The sequence below is a fragment of the Pseudomonas sp. H1_G08 genome (assembly GCF_054681355.1).
The window spans coordinates 881,628-902,208 of sequence record NZ_CP162822.1 but is presented as its reverse complement, the minus strand read 5'-3'; the positions used below and the strand labels follow the sequence as shown (position 1 = coordinate 902,208).

Annotated in this window: 16 protein-coding genes; 9 read left to right on the top strand and 7 right to left on the bottom strand. The window is 60.8% G+C overall.

What is annotated here, in order from left to right; genetic code table 11:
- Nucleotides 1-84: 84 nt before the first annotated feature.
- The gene (gene rlmKL, locus AB4N85_RS04165; RefSeq protein ID WP_460067113.1) at nt 85-2,355 is read right to left on the bottom strand and encodes a bifunctional 23S rRNA (guanine(2069)-N(7))-methyltransferase RlmK/23S rRNA (guanine(2445)-N(2))-methyltransferase RlmL; all 2,271 of its coding nucleotides are present in this window, start codon (nt 2,353-2,355) and stop codon (nt 85-87) included.
- 530 nt (nt 2,356-2,885) lie between these two features.
- Between rlmKL and rmf the strand changes: the two genes are divergently transcribed.
- Nucleotides 2,886-3,101, top strand: coding sequence for a ribosome modulation factor (rmf, locus tag AB4N85_RS04160; RefSeq protein ID WP_003223300.1), 216 nt, complete (start codon nt 2,886-2,888; stop codon nt 3,099-3,101).
- Nucleotides 3,102-3,399: 298 nt separating this feature from the next.
- On the opposite strand, the gene AB4N85_RS04155 is transcribed toward rmf, so the two are convergent.
- Complete coding sequence (locus AB4N85_RS04155; RefSeq protein WP_071171588.1) at nt 3,400-4,419, bottom strand: quinone-dependent dihydroorotate dehydrogenase; 1,020 nt, start codon at nt 4,417-4,419, stop codon at nt 3,400-3,402.
- Between the two features lie 218 nt (nt 4,420-4,637).
- Here AB4N85_RS04155 and AB4N85_RS04150 point away from each other — a divergent pair, with 218 nt between their 5' ends.
- The 8 genes from AB4N85_RS04150 to cobA all read left to right on the top strand — a co-directional run bounded on the left by AB4N85_RS04150 (nt 4,638) and on the right by cobA (nt 16,515).
- Nucleotides 4,638-5,849, top strand: coding sequence for a CmpA/NrtA family ABC transporter substrate-binding protein (locus AB4N85_RS04150; protein ID WP_258707840.1), 1,212 nt, complete (start codon nt 4,638-4,640; stop codon nt 5,847-5,849).
- A gap of 15 nt (nt 5,850-5,864) precedes the next feature.
- Nucleotides 5,865-6,440 (top strand): ANTAR domain-containing response regulator, encoded by a 576-nt coding sequence (locus tag AB4N85_RS04145; protein WP_007916390.1) that lies wholly within the window; start codon nt 5,865-5,867, stop codon nt 6,438-6,440.
- Between the two features lie 562 nt (nt 6,441-7,002).
- The gene (locus tag AB4N85_RS04140; protein ID WP_016773839.1) at nt 7,003-8,214 is read left to right on the top strand and encodes a nitrate/nitrite transporter; all 1,212 of its coding nucleotides are present in this window, start codon (nt 7,003-7,005) and stop codon (nt 8,212-8,214) included.
- A 7-nt stretch (nt 8,215-8,221) separates the two neighbouring features.
- Nucleotides 8,222-9,895, top strand: coding sequence for a bifunctional protein-serine/threonine kinase/phosphatase (locus tag AB4N85_RS04135; protein ID WP_252869079.1), 1,674 nt, complete (start codon nt 8,222-8,224; stop codon nt 9,893-9,895).
- A 375-nt stretch (nt 9,896-10,270) separates the two neighbouring features.
- A complete protein-coding gene (gene nirB / locus AB4N85_RS04130) occupies nt 10,271-12,724 on the top strand; it encodes a nitrite reductase large subunit NirB (protein WP_016773837.1) in 2,454 nt (817 codons plus the stop codon).
- Entirely contained in the window at nt 12,721-13,038 is a 318-nt protein-coding gene (nirD, locus tag AB4N85_RS04125) for a nitrite reductase small subunit NirD (RefSeq protein WP_041479130.1), read from the top strand. Before nirB ends, nirD begins: the two co-directional genes overlap by 4 nt.
- Entirely contained in the window at nt 13,038-15,749 is a 2,712-nt protein-coding gene (locus tag AB4N85_RS04120; RefSeq protein ID WP_460067108.1) for a nitrate reductase, read from the top strand. The genes nirD and AB4N85_RS04120 overlap by 1 nt, the downstream gene beginning before the upstream one ends.
- Nucleotides 15,750-15,762: 13 nt before the next feature.
- The gene (gene cobA, locus AB4N85_RS04115; RefSeq protein ID WP_252879747.1) at nt 15,763-16,515 is read left to right on the top strand and encodes a uroporphyrinogen-III C-methyltransferase; all 753 of its coding nucleotides are present in this window, start codon (nt 15,763-15,765) and stop codon (nt 16,513-16,515) included.
- A gap of 88 nt (nt 16,516-16,603) precedes the next feature.
- Here the strand turns inward: cobA and AB4N85_RS04110 are convergent, their stop codons facing one another.
- The 5 genes from AB4N85_RS04110 to AB4N85_RS04090 form a co-directional block, all read right to left on the bottom strand.
- Complete coding sequence (locus tag AB4N85_RS04110) at nt 16,604-17,638, bottom strand: OmpA family protein (protein WP_039762998.1); 1,035 nt, start codon at nt 17,636-17,638, stop codon at nt 16,604-16,606.
- 107 nt (nt 17,639-17,745) lie between these two features.
- On the bottom strand, nt 17,746-18,336 hold the full coding sequence (sigX, locus tag AB4N85_RS04105) for an RNA polymerase sigma factor SigX (RefSeq protein WP_016773832.1): 591 nt from the start codon (nt 18,334-18,336) through the stop codon (nt 17,746-17,748).
- 90 nt (nt 18,337-18,426) lie between these two features.
- Nucleotides 18,427-19,251, bottom strand: a complete 825-nt coding sequence (locus tag AB4N85_RS04100) for a mechanosensitive ion channel family protein (RefSeq protein ID WP_016773831.1) — start codon at nt 19,249-19,251, stop codon at nt 18,427-18,429.
- A gap of 2 nt (nt 19,252-19,253) precedes the next feature.
- Nucleotides 19,254-19,502 carry a hypothetical protein gene (locus tag AB4N85_RS04095; RefSeq protein ID WP_003223293.1) on the bottom strand — a complete coding sequence of 83 codons (249 nt, stop codon included), beginning with the start codon at nt 19,500-19,502 and terminating at the stop codon, nt 19,254-19,256.
- A 63-nt stretch (nt 19,503-19,565) separates the two neighbouring features.
- Nucleotides 19,566-20,561: a zinc transporter ZntB gene (locus AB4N85_RS04090; protein ID WP_150635862.1), complete on the bottom strand. Its 996-nt coding sequence runs from the start codon at nt 20,559-20,561 to the stop codon at nt 19,566-19,568.
- Nucleotides 20,562-20,581: the final 20 nt, after the last annotated feature.

The following is a 20,581-nucleotide window of genomic DNA, read 5'->3' as shown; positions in this document are numbered from 1 at the left end:
CTATTAGCCACTAATTTAGCCAGCACCGCTGGATCCACCGAGCCGTTAAAAATCAAGGCTCTGTGGATCCAACCAGTGAAAGCGTCAACGAGCCGTGATTTTCCAGGCGCGGTGGATCTTGGTATTGCGGGCGAAATCCGGATCAATGGTCTGCGCGCTGATTTCCTCGACCGCATAACGCTCGGCGAGGTTTTCCTCCAACTGGAACTTGCGGAAGTTGTTGGAGAAATACAGCACGCCACCCGGTGCCAGCCGCGCCATCGCCAAGTCGATCAACTGCACCTGATCGCGCTGTACGTCGAAGATGCCTTCCATGCGCTTGGAGTTGGAGAACGTCGGCGGGTCGATGAAGATCAGGTCGTATTCGTCGCGGCTGCTTTCCAGCCACGCCATCACATCACCCTGCTCCAGACGGTTCTTGTCCGAGAAGCCGTTCAGCGACAGGTTACGCCGCGCCCAGTCCAGATAAGTTTTCGACAGGTCGACGCTGGTGGTGCTGCGCGCGCCGCCCTTGGCCGCGTGCACGCTGGCGGTCGCGGTGTAGCAGAACAGATTGAGGAAGCGTTTGCCGGCCGCCTCTTTCTGAATGCGCATGCGCATCGGCCGGTGGTCGAGGAACAGGCCGGTATCGAGGTAATCGGTGAGGTTGACCAGCAGCTTCACGCCACCTTCATTGACTTCGACGAACTTGCCCTGCGCAGCCTGACGCTCGTACTGCTTGGTGCCGCTCTGGCGCTCGCGGCGCTTGACCACCACGCGGTTCTTGTCGACATTCAACGCCTGCGGGATTGCCGCCAAAGCGTCGAACATGCGCGCCGAGGCTTTTTCCGGGTCGATGGATTTCGGCGCGGCGTATTCCTGAACGTGCACCCAGTCGTGGTACAGGTCGATGGCCATCGCGTATTCCGGCATGTCGGCATCATAGACGCGGTAGCAATCTATGCCTTCGCGCTTGACCCACTTGCCCATCGCCTTGAGATTTTTCTGCAAGCGATTGGCAAACATCTGCCCGCCTTCGCTCAGGCGCGGCTGTTCGATCACTGGCGCCGGGGCTGGCGTCGGCTTGATCGGGTTGCCGTTCTTGTTGAACTTGCGCTCTTGCGGCTCGTCCGGGGTCTGATCGTAAGCCGCTTGCTCGCGCTCGGCCTGACGCTGTTCCGGAGTGCGGCGTTCGCCAGTGACGAACTGATCGGGCAGGACCTTGATCAGCAGCAGCTTGCACGGCAGCGCGCCGTTCCAGAACGAATACTGTTTATGGCTGCGAATGCCCATGCGCTTGCCCAGATCCGGGGCGCCGGTGAACACCGCCGCTTCCCAGTTCAGGCAGGCCTGACGCAGACGCTCGCCGAGGTTCTGGTAGAGATACAGCAGGCTGGCTTCGTCACCGAGACGCTCGCCGTACGGCGGGTTGCAGATGACCAGACCTTTCTGGTTCTGATCCGGGCGCGGCTCGAAGGTCGCCACTTCGCCCTGGTAGATCTTGATCCACTCGCTGAGGCCGGCGCGCTCAACGTTATTGCGGCCTGGCTGAATCAGTCGTGGATCGGCTTCGTAACCGCGAATCCACAGCGGCGGTTTGGCCAGACCGGCGTCAGCACGCTCGACGGCTTCTTCGTGGAGTTTTTTCCACAGTGCCGGCACATGACCGAGCCACGCGGTAAAGCCCCACTGCTCGCGACGCAGGTTCGGCGCCATGTCGGCGGCAATCATCCCCGCTTCGACGAGAAACGTACCGACACCGCACATCGGGTCAGCCAGTGCGCCACCTTCGGCGGCAATTCGCGGCCAGCCGGAACGGATGAGGATTGCCGCCGCGAGGTTTTCCTTCAGCGGCGCCGCGCCCTGCTGCAAGCGATAGCCACGCTGGTGCAGGCTGTGGCCGGACAGGTCGAGGGAGAGAATCGCTTCGCCGCGATCCAGACGCAGGTGAATGCGCAGGTCCGGGTTGAGCTTGTCGATGGATGGACGATCACCCTGTGGCGTGCGCAGTTTGTCGACGATGGCATCTTTGACTTTCAGCGCGCCGAAGTGGGTGTTGTCGATGCCCGAGCCGTGGCCGCTGAATTCGACGGCCAGGGTGCCGTCGCTGAGCATGTGATCCTGCCAGTCGATGTCGAGCACGCCGTGGTAGAGGTCTTCGGCGTCCTTCATCGGGAAACGCTTGAGCACCAGCAACACACGGTTGGCCAAACGCGACCAGAGGCACAGGCGATAAGCAGTTTCCATGGTCGCCATGCCACGCACGGCGGAGGTGTGCTCGCGCGCTTCTTCAAGGCCAAGCCCGACGGCTTCCTCGATGAGCAGGCCTTCAAGGCCTTTGGGGCAAGTGAGGAAGAGTTCGAAACGATCGGACATGGTAATTCCAGAGCCTTTGGCTAGTGGGCCGGCAACGCATTGCCGACCCGGTTTTCAATCAGGCGCTTTTCTGAAAGAGCGCCCGCGTGGCACGAAGGTGTGCCGTTCCATCCCCGCTGCTCGGGTTAAAAGAGCTTAGATGCCGGGACAGATAAAAAAGTTGGTGAAACAAAAAGACTGAAAGCGACCCTTCGTCGAATATTACCCAAGCGCAAACGTGGGTCATTCTCACTAAAGGATTAACCCCCTGAGCCAGCGGGGCGCCGATCATACCGGGGTTTGCGCAATGAACGTTGAATAAATACGCGGTTATTTATCGCCATAGCATCCTTTACGTTACGTGCTTATGACAAAACGATCATTCCCTCGGTGTGACTCATTGGTTAGAACTGAACACAGGTTGACGTCGCAACGGCGTCAACACCTTGGCTCGCCACGCCGGCAGCGAGCCGCACGATGGCAGGTTTTTTCTGCCAGACCTCAATTGAGGTCAACGCGACACTACAGTCAACAAGTGAGGGAAACACCCTATGAGAAGACTTAAGCGTGATCCGTTGGAAAGAGCATTTTTGCGCGGATATCAATATGGCGTTGGTGGCAAATCCCGTGAGCTTTGCCCATTTACTCTACCGTCGGTACGTCAAGCCTGGATCAACGGCTGGCGAGAAGGACGCGGCGACAACTGGGACGGTATGACCGGCACTGCGGGAATCCACAGACTCAACGAACTTCACGCCGTCGGCTGACACAGGGCATTTATTCCGACACGACAATCTGAATTTGCATTGAATTAACCACGCACGTCCCTCCCGGACGGCGGGCTACGGCCCAGGGGCTCCTTCGAGGAGCCCTTTTTAATGCCTGCAAAAAGGGTTAACCGGGAGCCACGTGGCGAGGGGATTTATCCCCGCTCGGCTGCGCAGCAGTCGCGAAGTCGGAATTTCAATTTAACTGGCATATCAATGTGCAAGGTTTGGGGCTGCTGGGCAGCCCAGCGGGGATAAATCCCCTCGCCACAAAGGCTCCCCAAGGCCTCGGCAATCCTCAGCGCAACGCGGCGATGGCGTCTACCGATTCACGAATCAGCGCCGGGCCTTTGTAGATGAAGCCCGAATAGATCTGCACCAGGCTCGCGCCAGCAGTAATTTTCTCCGCCGCGTGTTTGCCCTCGGTAATCCCGCCCGCAGCAATGATCGGCAAACGCCCGGCCAATTCGCCCGCCAGCACCTTCACGGTATGGGTGCTCTTTTCACGCACCGGCGCACCCGACAGACCGCCCGCCTCGTCGCCATGCTCCATGCCTTCAACACCGACACGGCTCAAAGTCGTATTGGTGGCGATGACCGCGTCCATGCCGGTTTCGATCAACGCCTGGGCAACCTGCGCAGTTTCTTCGTCGGTCATGTCCGGCGCGATCTTGATCGCCAGCGGCACATGCTTGCCGTGACGCAGAGCCAGTTCGGCGCGGCGCGTGGCCAGGTCCGCGAGCAATTGTTTGAGCGAGTCGCCGAACTGCAGGCTGCGCAGGCCCGGGGTGTTTGGCGAGCTGACGTTGACGGTGACGTAGCTGGCGTGGGCGTAAACCTTGTCCAGGCAGATCAGGTAATCGTCGACCGCGCGCTCGACCGGGGTGTCGAAGTTCTTGCCGATGTTGATGCCCAGCACGCCCTGGTATTTCGCCGCAGCGACCCGCGCCAGCAAGTTATCCACGCCGAGGTTGTTGAAGCCCATGCGATTGATGATCGCCTCGGCTTCCGGCAGGCGGAAGATGCGTGGTTTCGGGTTGCCCGGCTGCGGACGCGGGGTCACGGTGCCGATCTCGACAAAACCGAAACCCAGTTGCGCAAAGCCGTCGATGGCCGCGCCGTTCTTGTCCAGACCTGCCGCCAGCCCTACCGGGTTCGGGAACTCCAGCCCCATGACGGTCACCGGCATTTTCGCCGGTGCCTTGCACAGCAAGCCGTTGAGGCCCAAACGTCCACCCGCGCCGATCAGATCCAGCGACAGATCGTGGGAGGTTTCCGGGGAAAGTTTGAACAACAGCTGACGGGCCAGGGTGTACATGGGCGGCAATGACTCGGGCGGCGAAAAGAGGCGGCGATTATAGCCGGGCATCGTCCCCCGGCGCGAGGCGCCTGCGCGAATCAGGCGACTGGCATATGCCTTGCACCACCCCGCTCATCAGTCTGCCGACCAATGACGGCGCGCAGGCCAGGACAATGGCGTCGTCCCCGGGTTTTGCCTGCGCAGAATCCGGGACGACGTTTTTTTTGAGGTAGCGTATGAACGAAACGTCCTTGGGGCCTTTGGCCTGGGTCAATGGCAGCGATGCGCCGGAGAAGAGCGCGATCAATCTCGGCTTCATGGCGCTGAGCGACTGCGCCTCGGTGGTGGTCGCCGCCACCCAGGGCTTCGCCCAGCCCTACGGCCTGACGCTGAACCTCAAACGTCAGGCCTCATGGGCCAACCTGCGCGACAAACTGGTCAGCGGCGAACTGGATGCCGCGCACAGCCTGTACGGACTGATTTACGCGGTGCACCTGGGCATCGGCGGCGTCGCCCCGACCGACATGGCAGTGCTGATGGGCCTGAACCAGAATGGCCAGAGCCTGAACCTGTCCCATGGTTTGCAACAGGCTGGCGTGAACAGTCCTGAAGCGCTCGATCAGCATGTGCACCAAAGCCGCGCAAAACTGACCTTCGCCCAGACCTTCCCCACCGGCACCCATGCGATGTGGCTTTATTACTGGCTGGCGAGCCAGGGCATTCATCCGTTGCAGGACGTCGACAGCGTGGTGGTGCCGCCGCCGCAAATGGTTGCGCACCTGCAAGCCGGGCGCATCGACGGCTTTTGCGTCGGCGAACCGTGGGCGGCCAGCGCCGTGCAGCAGAATCTCGGTTTCACCCTGGCGACCAGCCAGAGCATCTGGCCCGACCACCCGGAAAAAGTCCTCGGCTGCACCCGGGAATTTGTCGAGCAATACCCCAACACCGCGCGGGCGCTGGTCATGGCCATTCTTGAGGCCAGCCGCTTCATCGAAGAAAGCCCGGAAAACCGCCGCAGTACCGCGCAATTGCTCAGCGCCACCGAATACCTCGACACCCCCGCCGCCTGCATCGAGCCGCGTTTCATGGGCGACTACGCCGACGGCCTCGGCAATCGCTGGCAGGACCCGCATGCGCTGCGTTTTCACGGCGGTGGCGAGGTCAATCTGCCGTACCTCTCCGACGGCATGTGGTTCATGACCCAGTTTCGTCGCTGGGGTCTGTTGCGCGAGGATCCGGATTATCTGGCCGTAGCCCGCCAGGTTCAGCGTCTGGATCTGTATCGCGAGGCCGCCAGCGCTGTCGGTGTTGCGACTTCGTACGCAGACCTGCGCAGCAGCCAGTTGCTCGACGGCAAGGTCTGGGACGGCAGCGACCCGGCGGGTTATGCGCGCAGTTTCAAACTGCATGCCCTGAGCGACACCGCCCCCCTTCTCGCCCAGCGCTGACAGGAGACCGCGAACATGTTGCGCATTCTGCTGATCAACGACACCGCGAAAAAAGTCGGACGCCTGAAAGCGGCGCTGACCGAGGCCGGCTTCGAGGTAATCGACGAGTCCGGCCTGACCATCGACCTGCCGGCGCGCGTCGAAACGGTGCGCCCGGACGTGATCCTGATCGATACCGAGTCACCGAGCCGCGATGTCATGGAGCAAGTGGTGCTGGTCAGCCGCGACCAGCCCCGGCCGATCGTGATGTTTACCGACGAACATGACCCGGGGGTGATGCGTCAGGCGATCAAGTCCGGGGTCAGTGCCTACATCGTCGAAGGCATTCACGCACAACGGTTGCAGCCGATTCTCGACGTGGCGATGGCGCGCTTCGAGAGTGACCAGGCCTTGCGCGCGCAATTGCAGGCGCGCGATCAGCAACTGGCCGAGCGCAAGCGCATTGAACTGGCCAAGGGTTTGCTGATGAAGATGAAGGACTGCAACGAGGAAGAGGCCTATACGCTGATGCGCCGCCAGGCGATGAGCCGCCAGCAGAAGCTGATTCAGGTGGCGGAGCAGATCATTGCCATGAGCGAGTTGCTGGGCTGAAGTTTTCGCTGCAAATCAAGAGCCCCTCACCCTAGCCCTCTCCCGGAGGGAGAGGGGACCGACCGCGTTGTCTGGCGCTGTCCGCCGACCTGAACGACCGAGTCGATTATGGATTCACTCGAAATCGTTCAGATCGGCAAATGATTCGGCCATCCCCCGCTCGGTTCCCTCTCCCGGAGGGAGAGGGGACCGACCGCGTTGTCTTGCGCTGTCCGCCGACCTGAACGACCGAGTCGATTATGGATTCACTCGAAATCGTTCAGATCGGCAAATGATTCGGACATCCCCCGCTCGGTTCCCTCTCCCTCTGGGAGAGGGCTAGGGTGAGGGGCTTTTGCTTTTCAGCTGTTGGCACAAATCTCGCTAAGTAAACCGCACAGGTAACCAACGGCGGTTGCCCCACCTACGACAAAGACGTCGCTCACCCCGTTCGCCCCTCGGCGAATCAGGTAGCGGCGTTTTTGCGTTTTGGCCCCACAGAACGGGGCCGGTGGTGCGGCCGTGAGGCGCTCCACCTGCTGTGCATGACTCCTTTCGAGACTCTTTTCAGCCGAGGTGCGCGATGAATTCAAGCTTCTGGAAATCCGGCCATACCCCGACCCTGTTCGCGGCCTTTCTGTATTTCGACCTGAGCTTCATGGTCTGGTACCTGCTCGGCCCGCTGGCGGTGCAGATTGCCGCCGACCTGCACCTGACCACCCAGCAACGCGGCCTTGTCGTCGCCACGCCGATTCTGGCCGGCGCGGTGTTGCGCTTCGCCATGGGCATGCTCGCTGATCGCTTGTCGCCGAAGACCGCCGGGCTGATCGGCCAGGTCATCGTCATCTGCGCGCTGTTCGGCGCCTGGAAACTGGGCATCCACAGTTATGAACAGGCGCTGATCCTCGGCCTGTTCCTCGGCATGGCCGGCGCGTCGTTTGCCGTGGCCCTGCCGCTGGCCTCGCAATGGTATCCGCCAGAGCACCAAGGCAAAGCCATGGGCATCGCCGGTGCGGGCAACTCCGGCACCGTGTTCGCCGCGCTGCTGGCGCCAGTGATTGCCGCCGCGTTCGGCTGGAGCAATGTCTTCGGGTTTGCCCTGATCCCGCTGGTCCTGACTTTGGTGCTGTTCGCCCTGTTGGCAAAAAACGCTCCCCAGCGGCCAAAGCCGAAAGCCATGGCCGACTACTTCAAGGCCCTCGGTGATCGCGACAGCTGGTGGTTCATGTTTTTCTACAGCGTCACCTTCGGCGGCTTCATCGGCCTGGCGAGTGCCCTGCCCGGTTACTTCAACGATCAATACGGTCTGAGCCCGGTAACCGCCGGTTACTACACCGCTGCCTGCGTGTTCGGCGGCAGCCTGATGCGGCCATTGGGTGGCGCGCTGGCCGATCGCTTCGGCGGCATCCGCACCTTGCTGGCGATGTACACCGTCGCTGCCATCTGCATCGCAGCGGTGGGCTTCAATCTGCCAAGTTCCTACGCGGCGCTGGCGCTTTTCGTCTGCACCATGCTCGGCTTGGGCGCCGGCAACGGTGCGGTTTTCCAACTGGTACCGCAGCGTTTTCGTCTGGAGATCGGCGTGATGACCGGGCTGATCGGCATGGCCGGCGGAATTGGCGGCTTCGCCCTGGCGGCCGGCATGGGCGCGATCAAGCAAAGCACCGGCAGTTATCAATTGGCGCTGTGGTTGTTCGCCAGCCTCGGCGTGCTGGCATGGTTTGGCCTGCACGGCGTCAAGCGTCGCTGGAGAACCACCTGGGGTTCGGCGGCGGTGACAGCGGCGCGGGTCTGAGGCCCCAATGGCCCTGCAACTGAGCTTCGCCGAAGCCAGCGCCACCGGCCCGCGCGCGGAGAATCAGGACGCCCTGCGTTCAGTGACACCGGCGCCGGCACTGGCGGTGAGCAAGGGTTATCTTTTCGCCATCGCCGACGGCGTCAGCCAGTGCGCCGATGGCGGCCTCGCCGCGCGTTCGACCTTGCAGGCCCTGGCGCTGGACTACTACGCCACGCCGGAAACCTGGAGCGTGGCCCAGGCGCTGGATCGCCTGCTGCTCGCGCAAAATCGCTGGCTGCAGGCCAACGGCGGCGGGCAACCGCTGCTGACCACGGTCAGCGCGCTGGTGATGCGTGGTCGACGCTTCACCCTCGCCCATGTCGGCGATTGCCGGGTCTATCGCTGGCACGCCGAGCGCTTGCAGCGCATCAGCGAGGATCACGTCTGGGAGCAACCGGGCATGCAACACGTGCTCAAACGTGCGCTCGGGCTCGATCAGCATCTGGTCCTGGATTTCCTCGACGGCGAACTGCGTGAGGGCGAAAGCTTCGTGCTGCTCAGCGACGGCGTCTGGTCGACCTTGGGCGATACCGCGATCGCGGCGATTCTGCGCGATCAAGTGGATCTGCCCAGCGCGGCGCAAACCTTGGTCAACGCCGCGCATCTGGCCGGCAGTCAGGACAACGCCAGTGCCCTGCTGGTGCGCGTCGATGCGCTGGGCGAAGCGAGCATCGGCGATGCGCTGGTGCAATTGCAGCAATGGCCGCTGCCGCCGGCGCTGAAACCCGGGCAAGCGTTTGAAGGCTGGCAGGTGCAAGGCATCATCGGCCAGAGCCAGCAATCATTGCTGTATCGCGTGCTTGATGGTCAGGGCCAGTCTTGGCTGTTGAAGACCTTGCCGACGCGCCTGGCCGACGACCCGCAAGCCGGGCAGGCGCTGCTGTCCGAGGAATGGTTCCTAAAGCGCGTGGCCGGCCGGCATTTTCCGCAAATCCATGCCTGCACTCACCGTCAGCATTTGTATTACGTGATGCGCGAATACGCCGGGACGACGCTGGCCGACGTGTTTCAACACAGCGGCCCGTTGCCTTTGGCGCAGTGGCAGGACATCGCCGAGCGGCTGTTGCGCGCGGTCGGGCTGCTGCATCGGCGGCAGATTCTGCATCGCGACATCAAACCGGAAAACCTGCTGTCAGGTGACGATGGCGAGCTGCGCCTGCTGGATTTCGGTCTGGCTTACTGCCCCGGGCTGTCGCAAGACGCGCCGGCGACGCTGCCGGGGACGCCAAGCTTTATCGCCCCCGAAGCGTTTCGTGGCGAACCACCGAATGCGCAGCAGGATTTGTATTCAGTCGGCGTCACTCTCTATTACCTGCTCACCGGGCATTTCCCCTATGGCGAGATCGAAGCGTTTCAACGGCCCCGATTTGGCGTGCCGGTGAATGCCAGTCGCTATCGCCCGGACTTGCCGGACTGGCTGGCGCAAAGTCTGGAACGCGGCGTCGCCGCCGATCCGCAGCAACGCTTCGAAACCGCTGAAGAGTGGCTGCTGGTGCTGGAACAGGGTGAGCGGCAAAGTTTGAGTGTGCGGCCCCGGCCTTTGTTGGAGCGGGAGCCGTTGAAGGTCTGGCGGACGATGGCTTTGGTGTCGTTGCTGGGGAATGTGGTGCTGCTGGTTCTGTTGTTTCATCAGCCCTGAAAAGATCGCAGCCTTCGGCAGCTCCTACAGTTGGTTGCGTACACCTGTAGGAGCTGCCGAAGGCTGCGATCTTTTGATCCTGCGCTCCAAAAAAGCGCAACACGCCTCGAGAAAGTGCATCGAGCCAGCTCCAATCGGGCAAAAAAACCAGCAATTGCGGCGCCATAACAAGTTGGCACAACCACTGCATTACCCCAATCACCATACATAAAGCCCAACCTTCAACGACGAAGGCTGCGCTTCCCGAGAGAACGGGACCAGGACAAAGGCGTCCTCGCTAGGCAACTAGCGGGACGCCTTTTTTTGTTTGCGCAAAATTTGTCGAGCAAGGCCCGACGGCCCACCAGAGGCCAGCCGCAGCTCCCGGAGAACCTGATGAAAAAACTCAAACTGGTGATGATCGGCAATGGCATGGCCGGGGTCCGTACCCTGGAAGAACTGCTCAAGCTGAGCGACGAGCTCTACGACATCACCGTCTTCGGCGCCGAACCGCACACCAACTACAACCGCATCCTGCTGTCGCCGGTGCTGGCCGGTGAGCAGACCTTCGAAGAGATCGTGCTGAACGACCTCGACTGGTACCTGGAAAACAACATCAAGTTGCTGCTCAACCGCAAAGTGGTGGAGATCGACCGGGTCAAACGCCGGGTAATCGCCGAGGACGGCACCGAGGCCGAGTATGACCGTCTATTGATCGCCACCGGCTCGACTCCGTTCATCCTGCCAATCCCCGGCAACACCTTGCAGGGCGTGATCGGTTATCGCGACATCGCCGACACCCAGGCCATGATCGACACCGCCAGGACCCACAAGCACGCCGTGGTCATCGGCGGCGGTCTGCTCGGCCTCGAAGCGGCCAACGGCCTGATGCTGCGCGGCATGCACGTGACCGTGGTGCACCTCGGCGAATGGCTGCTGGAGCGGCAACTGGACAAGACCAGCGGCCAGCTTCTGCAATCGGCGCTGGAATCCCGTGGCCTGCATTTTCGCCTGTGCGAACAGACCCAAGCCCTGCACGACGCCGGCAATGGCCGGGTCGGCTCGGTGCAGTTCAAGAACGGCGACATCATCCCTGCCGATCTGGTGGTAATGGCCGCCGGCATCCGTCCCAACACTGAACTGGCAGAAAAGGCCGGCATTCCGTGCAATCGCGGGATTCTGGTCAACGACACCCTGCAAACCTACGACCCGCGCATCTACGCAATCGGCGAATGCGCCAGCCATCGCGGCATCGCCTACGGTCTGGTCGCACCGCTGTTCGAACAGGCCAAGGTCTGCGCCAATCACCTCGCGCAACTGGGTTTCGCTCGCTATCAGGGCTCGGTGACTTCGACCAAATTGAAAGTCACCGGCATCGACCTGTTCTCCGCCGGCGATTTCATGGGCGGCGAAGGCACCGAGACCATCACCCTCTCCGACCCGATCGGCGGTGTGTACAAAAAACTGGTGATCAAGGATGACGTGCTGGTCGGCGCCTGTCTGTACGGCGATACGGCAGATGGCGGTTGGTATTTCCGGCAGATTCGTGAGAATCACGCCATCGGCGAAATCCGCGATCACCTGATGTTTGGAGAAAATGCATTAGGCGACGTAGGACATCAGGGCCAGGACAAAGCCATGGTCATGGCCGACAGCGCCGAAGTCTGCGGCTGCAATGGTGTGTGCAAGGGCACCATCGTCAAGGCGATCCAGGAACACGGCCTGTTCAGCGTCGATGAAGTGAAGAAACACACCAAGGCTGCGAGCTCCTGCGGCTCCTGCGCCGGGCTGGTCGAGCAGATCCTGATTAACACCGTCGGTGGCGCGGCGGACGTCAAACCGAAAAGCGAAAAAGCCATCTGCGGTTGCAGCGACCTCAACCACGGGCAGATTCGTCAGGCGATCCGTCAGGAACACCTGCTGACCATCGCCGAGACCATGAGTTACCTGAACTGGCGCACACCGAATGGCTGCGCGACCTGTCGCCCGGCGCTCAACTACTACCTGATTTCCACCTGGCCGGGCGAGGCCAAGGACGATCCGCAATCGCGCCTGATCAACGAACGCGCCCACGCCAACATCCAGAAGGACGGCACCTATTCCGTCGTGCCGCGCATGTGGGGCGGCGTCACCAACCCATCAGAACTGCGCCGAATCGCCGATGTGGCCGACAAGTACAACGTGCCGATGGTCAAGGTCACCGGCGGTCAGCGCATCGACTTGCTGGGGATCAAGAAACAGGATCTGCCCGGCGTCTGGAAAGACCTCGACATGCCGTCCGGCCACGCCTACGGCAAATCCATCCGCACGGTGAAAACCTGCGTTGGCAGCGAGTTCTGCCGCTTCGGCACGCAGAACTCGACGCAACTGGGCATCGAACTCGAGCACGACCTGTTCAACATGTGGTCGCCGCACAAAGTGAAGCTGGCGGTGTCCGGTTGCCCACGCAACTGCTCGGAAGCGGGCATCAAGGACGTAGGAATTATCGGCGTCGACTCCGGCTGGGAGATGTACATCGGTGGCAACGGCGGGATCAAGACCGAAGTCGCCGAGTTCTTCGTCAAGCTCAAGACTGCCGAGGAAGTCCGTGAATACAACGGCGCATTCCTCCAGCTCTACCGCGAAGAAGCCTTCTACCTTGAGCGCACCGTGCACTACCTGCAACGGGTCGGCATGGAGCACATCAAGAAGAACGTGCTCGAAGACGCCGAGCGGCGCAAGGCCCTCAACGAGCGCCTGCAATTCTCCCTGTCGTTCGAACAGGACCCATGGAAAGAGCGCCTGGCGCAGCCGCAACTGAAGAAAGAATTCGACGTGATCCCCGTGAAAAACCTGGAGGTGCCGGCATGAACTGGCTCGATATCTGTGCGCTGGAAGAGATCAACGCCCTCGGTTCGCGGATCATTGCCGGGCCGAAAGGAGACATCGCGATTTTTCGTACAAGCGACGACGAGGTTTTCGCCCTCGATGATCGCTGCCCGCACAAGGGTGGGCCATTGTCGCAAGGCCTGATCTACGGCAAGCGCGTGGCCTGCCCGCTCCACAACTGGCAGATCGACCTCGCAACCGGCGAAGCCCAGGCGCCGGACATCGGCTGTGCGCACCATCATCCGGCGCGGGTCGAGAATGGCCGGGTGCAACTGGCCCTGCGGGACGCCATCTGATGAACCGCCAGACGACCGCCTCGACCTGCTGTTACTGCGGGGTCGGCTGCGGCGTACTGATCGAGCATGACGGCGAGCGCATCCTCGGCGTCAGCGGCGATCCGGCGCACCCGGCCAACTTCGGCAAACTGTGCAGCAAAGGCTCGACGCTGCACCTGACCGGCGACCTCGCCGCCCGCGCCTTGTACCCGGAACTGCGCCTGGGCAAAGGCCTGGCGCGCAGCCGTACTGACTGGGATACCGCCCTCGACCACGCGACCAATGTGTTTGCCGAAACCATCGCCGAACACGGCCCGGACAGCGTGGCGTTCTACATCTCCGGGCAGTTGCTCACCGAGGACTATTACGCCTTCAACAAACTGGCGCGGGCGCTGGTCGGCACCAACAACATCGACAGCAATTCGCGGCTGTGCATGTCCTCGGCGGTGGTCGGTTACAAACGCAGCCTCGGCGCCGACGCACCGCCGTGCAGTTACGAAGACCTGGAGCTGAGCGACTGCGTGATGATCGTCGGCAGTAACATGGCCTACGCCCATCCGGTACTTTTCCGTCGGCTGGAGGAAGCCAAATCCCGTCGCCCGCAGATGAAAGTCATCGTGATCGACCCGCGTCGTACCGATACCTGCGATTTGGCTGACCTGCATCTGGCGATTCTTCCGGGCACCGATGTCGCTTTGTTCCATGGGATTTTGCATCTGCTGTTGTGGGAAGACTGGATTGATCGCGATTTCATCAAGGCGCACACCGAAGGCCTCGCCGATCTTAAAACCCTGGTCCGCGATTACACGCCGCAAATGGTTTCGCAACTGTGCGGCATCAGCATCGAGCAACTGCAGCAATGCGCAGAATGGGTCGGCACTGCGCCGAGCTTCCTGTCGCTGTGGTGCATGGGCCTGAATCAGTCCACCGCCGGCAGCGCAAAAAACAGCGCGCTGATCAATCTGCACCTGGCCACCGGGCAAATCGGCCGACCCGGTGCAGGACCTTTCTCCCTGACGGGTCAGCCAAATGCCATGGGTGGGCGGGAAACCGGCAGTCTGTCCAATCTGTTGCCGGGCCATCGCGATGCCGCCAACCCGGAACATCGCGCCGAAGTGGCGGCGTACTGGGGCGTGGAGAGCTTGCCCGAGGCGTCGGGCCTGAGCGCCATCGAACTGTTCGAAAACCTGCGCAGCGGCAAAATCAAAGCACTGTGGATCGCCTGTACCAACCCGGCGCAATCGATGCCAGACCAGAGCGCAGTCCGCGCAGCGCTTGAGGCCTGCCCTTTTGTGGTGTTGCAGGAAGCCTTTCGCACCACCGAAACCGCTGCGTTTGCCGACCTGCTGTTACCCGCCGCCAGTTGGGGCGAGAAAGAAGGTTCGGTGACCAACTCCGAGCGGCGTATTTCCCACGTGCGCAAAGCGGTTGTCGCACCGGGCGAAGCGCGGCCGGACTGGGCAATCACGGTGGATTTCGCACAGCGTCTGGAGAAACGTCTGCGCCCCAGGCAGCCGAGCCTGTTCGCTTTCCATCAACCTTCGCAGTTGTTTGATGAATTCAAAGCGCTGACCCAAGGGCGAGACCTGGATCTGTGCGGAATCAGTCATGCCTTGATCGACGAGATCGGCCCGCAGCAATGGCCCTTCCCTGCCGGCGCCCGCCAAGGCACGCCACGACTCTACGAAGACGGCGTCTTTCCTACGGCCAGCGGCCGCGCGCAGTTCATTGCCGATCCGTACCGCGCCGCCAAGGAACAACGCGACGCGCGCTTCCCGCTGACTTTGATCACCGGTCGCCTGCGTGACCAGTGGCACGGCATGAGCCGCACCGGCACCGCCGCGCAATTGTTCGGCCACGTCAGCGAAGCCGTGCTGAGCCTGCACCCGGACGAAATGCGTCGGCACCGCTTGCATCCCGGCGATCTGGTCAATCTGAAAAGCCGCCGTGGCGCCCTGATTGTTGCGGTCGGCAGCGACGACAGCGTGCGTCCGGGCCAGGCGTTTCTGCCGATGCACTGGGGCGATCGCTATCTCAAGGGCGGCGTCAACACGCTGACCTTGTCGGCGTTTGATCCGCTGTCCAGGCAACCGGAGCTCAAGCACAGCGGCGTGCGTCTGGAGGCAGTCAACCTGCCGTGGCAACTGTTCGCTTTGATCGAGGGTGATGTTCAGCGGCATTTCGAGACGCTACGACCGCTGTGCGAGGCGTTTTCCTACGTCAGCCTCAGCCTTGTCGGTCGTGAGCGGCCAGCGTTGCTGATACGCGCTGCACACGCTGAGGCGCCCGATCCACAGTTGCTGGGCGAGATCGACCAATGCCTCTCGCTGCTGGATGGCCCGGTTCTGGCCTACGACGACCCTCGCCGAGCCATCGGCAAGCGGGTGCGTATCGAAAACGGCCGTATCACTGCGATTCGCCTCGCCGGCGAAACCCTTGCGCAACACTGGCTGCAAAGCCTGTGGCTGGAGGGCCGTGCCGACCAACAACTGCGGCGCTGGCTGCTCGCGCCGATGAGCGCGCCGCCGGGCGCTGTCGGCGCCATTGCGAGCGACAAGACCTTGTGCAATTGCGAAAACGTCAGTCTCAACGCAGTCTGCGCCGGCATTCGCCAGGGCCTGGATCTGCAAGGCCTGAAAAACAATCTCCGATGCGGTACGCAATGCGGTTCCTGCGTGCCGGAAATCAAGCGTCTGCTGGCTGCCGAAGCGCGGCCGGTCGCGGTCATTTAACGAGGACAACACCATGAATGCGAAAGTCTGGCTGGTGGGCGCAGGCCCTGGCGATCCGGAGTTGTTGACGCTCAAAGCGGTGCGGGCGTTGCGCGAGGCCGATGTGGTGATGATCGATGATCTGGTCAACGACGCCGTGCTGGAACACTGCCCGACTGCGCGGGTTATTCCCGTTGGCAAGCGCGGCGGCTGCCGTTCGACGCCACAGGCATTCATTCATCGGCTGATGCTGCGTTATTCACGCCAGGGCAAATGCGTAGTGCGCCTGAAGGGCGGCGATCCGTGCATTTTCGGCCGCGGTGGCGAAGAAGCGCAGTGGTTGCGCGAGCGCGGGGTTGAAGTGGAACTGGTCAATGGCATTACCGCCGGGCTGGCCGGGGCGACGCAGTGCGATATTCCGCTGACGTTGCGGGGCGTGGCGCGCGGAGTAACGTTGGTGACTGCGCACACCCAGGATGACAGCCAGTTGAACTGGCAGGCGCTGGCGCAAGGCGGGACGACGCTGGTGGTTTACATGGGCGTGGCCAAGCTGGGCGAGATTCGTGATCAGCTGCTGGCGGGAGGGATGGCGGCGGATACGCCGGTGGCGATGATCGAAAACGCCTCGTTGGCGCATCAGCGTGAATGTCGCAGTGACCTGAGTGCGATGGCTGAGGATGCCTCGGCGTTTGAATTGAAGAGCCCGGCGATTCTGGTGATTGGTGCGGTGGCTGGTGTCGTGCAAGAGCAAAAGATCGCAGCCTTCGGCAGCTCCTGCACGGCGTAACGCGCGCACGCGCTTTTAAGCGGCGAAGCCAAATCGCAGACAAAGAAAAGCCCGGCCTGAGCCGGGCTTTTCCATCAGCGGCAGCTAATTACTTAGCTTGAGCTTCAACCTGCGCTTCTACGCGACGGTTTACAGCGCGGCCAGCTTCAGTTTTGTTGTCAGCAACTGGGCGGGATTCGCCGTAGCCAACAGACTGAACGCGGGACGATTCAACACCGTACTGGTTGGTCAGAACTTGCTTAACGGCGTTTGCACGACGCTCGGACAGTTTCTGGTTGTAAGCGTCAGGACCGACGGAGTCAGTGTGACCTTCAACAGTAGTGGTGGTGGATGGGTACTGCTTCATGAAGTCAGCCAGGTTTTTGATGTCGCCATAGCTGTTAGGCTTGACTACCGACTTGTCGAAGTCGAATTTCACGTCCAGCTCAACACGAACAACTTCAGCAACTGCTGGGCAGCCATCAGCGTCAACGGTTACGTTGGCTGGGGTGTCCGGGCACTTGTCAACGTTGTCGCAAACGCCATCGTTGTCGCTGTCGGAGCAGACTTCAGCAGGTGCTGGAACTGGAGCAGCAGCTGGCTTGGAGCCGCCACCGAAGTTCACACCGATACCGACGCTAGGAGCCCACTCGGTGTCGCCCTGGTCGATGTTGTACTGAGCTTCAACGCCGGCACGGGCGTAGAAGTTCTCGGTGAAGTACAGCTTGGCACCGCCGCCAACGTTGGCGAAGGTGGAACGGTTACGACCGTTCGAACCGTTCTGGTCGATGCTCTGGTCAGAGAAACCGGCCGAAACGTATGGACGAATCATGTCGCCTGGGTTGTTGAAGTGGTACAGAGCGTCCAGAGCGGTGTTAGCGCCTTTGACGTTCTTGCCATCGTCGGCACGTACGTTGTGCACTTCGTCGTAGCCCAGACGCAGTTCAACGTCGTCGGTCAGGAAGTAACCGATCGAACCGCCGAACAGGTTGCCGTTGTTCTTGAAGTTACGAGCGCTGTCGAATTGTTCTTTCTTAGCGAAGCCTTCGATTTCAACTGCGCCTTGGCCTTGTGCCAGAGCGCCGAACGAAGTGGCGGCAATCAGAGAACCAATGGCCAAGCCCAAGGTGTTTTTCAGTTTCATCCGTTAAATCCCCATCTGGTGATTGTGAAGCAGTCCCGCAAACCGGGGGACAACTCGGCGGCAAGTCTATCAGAACTTGCCTACACGTAAGAGATATTTGCGCTGAACTAAGTTTCAGCAATGCCTGCAAATTTCTCACGCAATTTATCTAGAGCGCGTTTGTAACGCATTTTTGTCGCACTCAAACCCATGTGCATGATGTCTGCGATCTCCTGAAACTCCAGCTCTGCGACAAATCGTAGCACCAGAATTTCGCGGTCAATCGGATTCACATACACCAGCCAGCGATCAAGCCCACCCTTCTCCTCCGGCTTCGGCGCCTTTTCTTCAGACGCTTCTTCAAGAGGGTCCAGACTGAGAGCGTCCATCAAGCGACGCTTACGCCGTTCCTTCCGATACTGCGTGATGCATTCGTTGTAAGTGATGCTGTAAAGCCAGGTTTTGAACTTCGATTTCCCCTCGAAGTTCTTCAGGCCGTACAGCACCTTCAGCATCACTTCCTGACAGACATCGTCTGCGTCGCGATCGTTCCCAAGATATCTCGCGCAGACGTTAAATAATGTTCGCTGGTAACGCCGCATCAACTCTTCGTAGGCGCGCGTTACGTGAAACAGCTCGGTATGCGAGCGCGCGACCAACTCCTCATCAGAGAGCTCGCGGGGGTCGTAGCGCGTGGATAGCGGTTGGGCTTTATTCAAAACAAGTCGTGCCGACAGTCAGGTCAATGTCCGCCACAACCAGCCTCGGCTGGCATTTTGCGGCGGCATACATTAGCAGGGTTTGCCGGTTTAGCGGCTACTCACATGCTGTTCCAGCAGGATCCGATTGGAGAGAGAGACTAGCTCACCCTCATCGGTCAGCAATGTGGTTTTAACCGTGCCGATCTCTTCGATCTGGCCTTCGACCTCGCCAACACGCACTTGTTGCCCAACCTCATACAGCTCACGCACATAGATTCCCGCAAGAATCTGACCGGCAATTTCCCGGCTTCCCAAACCCATGGCCAGCGCAACTGCCAGACCAACGGTAATCAAAACGATGACAATTACATGGTTCAGCAGGTCGGTCTTGACCTCGAGCTGGCTGATCGCCACCGAGATACTGATGATAATGACCAGCCCCTGCGCGATCCGTCCCAACCCGGAAGCGTAGTCCAGGCCTACGCCTTCTGCTGCGCCGCGCACCAGCCCGTTGGCCAGTTGCGCCAGCAGGACACCGACCAGCAATACCAGCGCGGCGCCGAATACTTTCGGCAGATACAACGCCAGCATGTCCAGCGTAGCTGAAACTCGCTCAAGGCCAAGGGATTCTGCCGCGGAAACCAGAAAAATCAGCAGAACGAACCAGTAGACGATTTTACCGATCAGCGTCGAGATCGGCACCTGCAGCCCGGCCCGCGACATCAGCTTGGTCAGCCCGGTGCCGCCCATCAGACGATCAAGGCCGAGTTTGGCGAGCAATTTGGAGAGCAAGGTGTCGAGCAGTTTGGCCACGACGAAACCCAACAGCAGCACAACCAGTGCGCCGAACAGGTTCGGAATGAAGTTAGCGACTTTGGTCCACAACGCAGTCATTGCAGTGACGAGGCTCTGAGTCCAGAGATCAAGTTCCATATTCAATCAGCCTTATCAGCAGTGCGAGCAGTGGTTTTACGAAGACGGGAAACCGGCGAGACATGCGCCGAGCCATTGTTCAGGGCGATCATCAGCGCGGGCAGCCAGCGGCCCAGCAGGCTGAACAGATCACCGGCGCCAACCTGGCGGTTGGCGGTTTTGAGTACGCGGCCCAGGCAGGCATCGTCGTCGCGGCTGGACGGCGAAGCGTTGAGCATGTCGCGCAAAGACTGTTCAAACGGATCGTGCATACGCACCTCTCGTGATGTCTGTGAAAGACGCGGGCAGTTTTACTCGGGTCACATGCGCCATGTTCACACCCAGCGCAATCGACGGAACAACCACCACTGACCGAACGCCAGGGCGAGTACCGTCAGGCAGGCAATCAGGAAACCATACGGGCTTTCGGCAAACGGAATACCGCCGACATTTATCCCGAGCAGACCGGTGATGAAACTCATCGGCAAAAAGATGCAGGTAATGATGCCGAAGCGGTACATGGTGCGATTCATGTGCACGCTCAAACGCCGATCTTCGGCCTCCAGCACAAGCCCCACACGCTCTCGAGTCAATTCGAGCTCTTCCAGATAACGGGTCAGGCTGTTGTTCAATTCGTTCCAGTAGTCGGCGTCGTCTTCGACGAACCACGGCAATTTTATCCGGGTCAGCTGTCCAAAAATATCCCGCTGCGGCGCAAGAAAACGCTTCAGCCCGGCGGCCCGACGGCGGATGTGCAAAATCGCCCCGTGCTCGGGCGTATACCGTTCGTCGGCGTCGAGTTTTTCTTCCTCTTCATCGACCACTTCCGACAGGCACGTGACCAGATCCTGCACTTTATTGGTGAGGAACTGCGCCAGATACAGCATCAATTCCGAAGAAGTTTTCGGCCCTTTGCCCTCAACCAGCAGCGCCAGCAACTCATCCGTAGCGCGCAACGGGCGCAAGCGCAGGGAAATCACGCGCTGAGCGGAGGCGAAAATCCGTACCGAGACCATGTCTTCCGGCTCGGCCCCAGGGTTGAGATTGACCCCGCGCAGAAACAGCAACAGCTCGGAGTCGGGCAATGGCAACAGACGCGGGCGGGTATTCTCTTCCAGCAACAGATCGCAGGTGAATTCATTGAGCCCGCTGGATTTGCGCAGCCAGGTACGGGTCTGCGGATGGCTGCGATCCCAGTGCAGCCACAGGCTTTCATGGGCCTGCAGCTGCAAATCGTCGAGCTCAGTCCGGGCTATCGAACGCGCACCGCCCTTGCCGTCCAGCACCAGGGCATGCACCAGCCCCCATTGCGCGTTTTCTTCCTCGAACATCCGCATCCCTTGTCGAAAAG

What these genes read in the sequence shown, in the direction of transcription:
- rlmKL (WP_460067113.1), bottom strand. Translation starts at nt 2,355, where the DNA reads ATGTCCGATCGTTTCGAACTCTTCCTCACTTGCCCCAAAGGCCTTGAA.
- rmf (WP_003223300.1), top strand. Translation starts at nt 2,886, where the DNA reads ATGAGAAGACTTAAGCGTGATCCGTTGGAAAGAGCATTTTTGCGCGGA.
- AB4N85_RS04155 (WP_071171588.1), bottom strand. Translation starts at nt 4,419, where the DNA reads ATGTACACCCTGGCCCGTCAGCTGTTGTTCAAACTTTCCCCGGAAACC.
- AB4N85_RS04150 (WP_258707840.1), top strand. Translation starts at nt 4,638, where the DNA reads ATGAACGAAACGTCCTTGGGGCCTTTGGCCTGGGTCAATGGCAGCGAT.
- AB4N85_RS04145 (WP_007916390.1), top strand. Translation starts at nt 5,865, where the DNA reads ATGTTGCGCATTCTGCTGATCAACGACACCGCGAAAAAAGTCGGACGC.
- AB4N85_RS04140 (WP_016773839.1), top strand. Translation starts at nt 7,003, where the DNA reads ATGAATTCAAGCTTCTGGAAATCCGGCCATACCCCGACCCTGTTCGCG.
- AB4N85_RS04135 (WP_252869079.1), top strand. Translation starts at nt 8,222, where the DNA reads ATGGCCCTGCAACTGAGCTTCGCCGAAGCCAGCGCCACCGGCCCGCGC.
- nirB (WP_016773837.1), top strand. Translation starts at nt 10,271, where the DNA reads ATGAAAAAACTCAAACTGGTGATGATCGGCAATGGCATGGCCGGGGTC.
- nirD (WP_041479130.1), top strand. Translation starts at nt 12,721, where the DNA reads ATGAACTGGCTCGATATCTGTGCGCTGGAAGAGATCAACGCCCTCGGT.
- AB4N85_RS04120 (WP_460067108.1), top strand. Translation starts at nt 13,038, where the DNA reads ATGAACCGCCAGACGACCGCCTCGACCTGCTGTTACTGCGGGGTCGGC.
- cobA (WP_252879747.1), top strand. Translation starts at nt 15,763, where the DNA reads ATGAATGCGAAAGTCTGGCTGGTGGGCGCAGGCCCTGGCGATCCGGAG.
- AB4N85_RS04110 (WP_039762998.1), bottom strand. Translation starts at nt 17,638, where the DNA reads ATGAAACTGAAAAACACCTTGGGCTTGGCCATTGGTTCTCTGATTGCC.
- AB4N85_RS04100 (WP_016773831.1), bottom strand. Translation starts at nt 19,251, where the DNA reads ATGGAACTTGATCTCTGGACTCAGAGCCTCGTCACTGCAATGACTGCG.
- AB4N85_RS04095 (WP_003223293.1), bottom strand. Translation starts at nt 19,502, where the DNA reads ATGCACGATCCGTTTGAACAGTCTTTGCGCGACATGCTCAACGCTTCG.
- AB4N85_RS04090 (WP_150635862.1), bottom strand. Translation starts at nt 20,561, where the DNA reads ATGTTCGAGGAAGAAAACGCGCAATGGGGGCTGGTGCATGCCCTGGTG.